This window comes from Burkholderia sp. Bp8984 (assembly GCF_003853755.1).
In the GTDB taxonomy this organism is placed as follows: Bacteria; Pseudomonadota; Gammaproteobacteria; order Burkholderiales; family Burkholderiaceae; genus Burkholderia.
In genome coordinates this window covers 1-1,079 of sequence record NZ_QTQN01000090.1, presented here as the reverse complement: position 1 = coordinate 1,079, position 1,079 = coordinate 1, and the positions used below count along the sequence as shown (strand labels likewise).

The 1,079-nt window shown below is 64.8% G+C and carries 1 protein-coding gene; it reads left to right on the top strand.

Annotated elements, in window-relative coordinates:
• The coding region (locus DID98_RS35435) for an amidohydrolase family protein (protein ID WP_148093559.1) at positions 1 to 1,079 on the top strand (1,079 nt) is incomplete at both ends.

Genomic DNA, 1,079 nt, shown 5'->3' with positions numbered 1-1,079 from the left:
CTCGCGAAGGGACCGAAGCTGCCGTTCGAATACCAGTACAACTCGACGCGCCACTTCATGCGCGAACTGAACCGGCTCGGCGTGACGGGCGTGATCGATGCGGGCGGCGGTTCGCAGAACTATCCCGACGATTACGAAGTGATCCGCAAGCTGCACGATGCCGGCGAGATGACGATCCGGATCGCGTACAACCTGTTCACGCAGAAGCCGAATGCCGAGAAGGAAGACTTCGTGAACTGGACGAAGAGCACGAAGTATCACGACGGCACCGATTATTTCCGCAACAACGGCGCGGGCGAGATGCTGGTGTTCTCGGCGGCCGATTTCGAGGACTTCCGCGTCGCGCGCCCGGACCTGCCGGCGCAGATGGAAGACGATCTCGAGGGCGTCGTGCGCGTGCTCGCGCAGAACCGCTGGCCGTGGCGCATGCACGCGACCTACGACGAAACGATCAGCCGCGCACTCGACGTGTTCGAGAAGGTGAACAAGGACATCCCGCTCGAAGGGCTGAACTGGTTCTTCGATCACGCGGAAACCATTACCGAAAAATCGATGGACCGCATCGCCGCGCTGGGTGGTGGTATCGCGGTGCAGCACCGGATGGCGTACCAGGGCGAATACTTCGTCGAGCGCTACGGTGCGCAGGCGGCCGAAGCGACGCCGCCCGTCGCGAAGATGCTGTCGAAGGGCCTCAAGGTGTCGGCCGGCACCGACGCGACACGCGTGGCGTCGTACAACCCGTGGGTGTCGTTGTCCTGGCTCGTGACAGGCAAGACGATCGGCGGCCTGCGCATGTACCCGCAGCGCAACCTGCTCGATCGCGAGACCGCGCTGCGCATGTGGACCGAATACGTGACGTGGTTCTCGAACGAGGTCGGCAAGAAAGGGCGCATCGCGGTCGGGCAGCTTGCCGACGTGGTGGTCCCGGATCGCGATTTCTTCGCGTGCGCCGAGGACGACATCGCGGGCACGACCGCACTGCTGACCGTGGTGGGCGGCAAGATCGTGTGGGGCGCGGGCCCGTTCGCGTCGCACGATGCGCCGATTCCGCCCGCGATGCCGGACTGGTCGCCGGTGCG